The organism is Actinomyces urogenitalis DSM 15434 (assembly GCF_000159035.1).
Lineage (GTDB): Bacteria > Actinomycetota > Actinomycetes > Actinomycetales > Actinomycetaceae > Actinomyces > Actinomyces urogenitalis.
The window spans coordinates 1-1271 of the sequence record NZ_DS999592.1; the positions used below are offsets into that span (position 1 = coordinate 1).

The 1271-nt window shown below is 73.6% G+C and carries 2 protein-coding genes; one reads left to right on the forward strand and one right to left on the reverse strand.

From position 1 onward, the window contains the following. A partial coding sequence (locus tag HMPREF0058_RS12900) for a nucleoside/nucleotide kinase family protein (RefSeq protein ID WP_211205899.1) occupies window positions 1-291 on the forward strand: 291 nt, incomplete at its 5' end. Here the strand turns inward: HMPREF0058_RS12900 and HMPREF0058_RS12905 are convergent. Further along, window positions 263-1271 (reverse strand): FKBP-type peptidyl-prolyl cis-trans isomerase (locus HMPREF0058_RS12905; RefSeq protein WP_169305842.1); only part of this gene is annotated, 1009 nt, incomplete at its 5' end. The two genes, HMPREF0058_RS12900 and HMPREF0058_RS12905, sit on opposite strands and share 29 nt — an antisense overlap.

Sequence of the window (1271 nt, forward strand, 5' to 3'; positions counted from 1 at the left end):
GTGCGCGAGGTGGTTCTGCCTGCGGCCAGCGCCCTCGTCCTGGAGGGCTGCGGCGCCCTGGCGGCCGCCGCCCAGGACCTGCCTGGTCTCACGGTCATCAGGGTCCTCCTCCAGGCTCCCGCCCACCTGCGTCACGCCCGCGTGGCCGCCCGCGACCCCTACAGCTGGGACGTGGCGGCCTGGGAGGCCCAGGAGCGTCAGGTCGCCCGGGTCTGGCAGGCTGACCGGCTCAGGTGGGGCCCCGCCGTCGTCCTGACCGGCCCTACCGGCTCGGCGGCACGGAGGGAGTGACGTGGACGACGCCCTCGCTCGGCCCAGCCGAGGCCGGCGCCTGCGAGGCGGCGAGCGAGGAGTCATCGGCGATCGCCAGCAGGTCCACCACGACCGCGATCGCCGCGTCTCCCCTGGCCTGGTCGGCAGGCAGGCAGACCACGACGCGTGAGCCGACCTGCACGTCCGCCAGGCGCTGAGCGAGCCCGGACAGGGTATCGGTCATATCGAGCACGCCGGGCGGCGTCGTCCATCCGTAGCTGCTCGAGGTCACCGAGCCGTCAGCCCAGGAGACCACCGTGTAGCGCGCAATGAGGCGGTCGGTGCTGCGCACCTGCTGACCCTGCCCCTGGACCAGGACGGTCGTCGAACCGTGCGTGGGCGCCGCCTGGCCAGCCAGGTCAACCGTCATCGAGCCGTCCTGGCCCAGCGTGGCCTGCGGGACGTCGGCCGGTACGGTCTCCACCGGGGTACCACTGGCGGTGGTCGGCAGGACGTCGACCACCGTGATCTCGGCGTGCGTACCCTGCTCCGTGTCAACCGGGGCCCGCAGGACCAGGCGCGAGCCCTCGCGGGCGCCCGTGACGGCCTGGGCCAGGGCCTGGCCCAGTGACTGCTCGTCAGCCAGTCCTCGGTACAGCCGCGTGCCTGACTGGGTACCTGTGGTGTTCGTGCCGTTGGAGCCCGAGAAGGTGGCTACCGACAGCAGGATGCCATCCCCCGAGGCCACCTGACGGCCACTGCCCTCGACCAGCACGTCGGTGAGGACCCGGCTGGGGGCGCTGAGGTGCCCCTTGAGCGAGACCACCGGAACCGCTCCTGTCCGGCCGGCGACCTCCATGACCTCCTCCAGCGGCGCGTCGCCGCTCACCGTGACGGCAGGCACGGCGGTGGCCGCAGGTGAGGAGGAGGGGCCGGCCCCGCCGAGGAAGAGGACCAGGGGCACGACGACGACGGCCAGGGCAGCCACGACGGCCAGGGCCACGGCCGCCCGTCCCCGA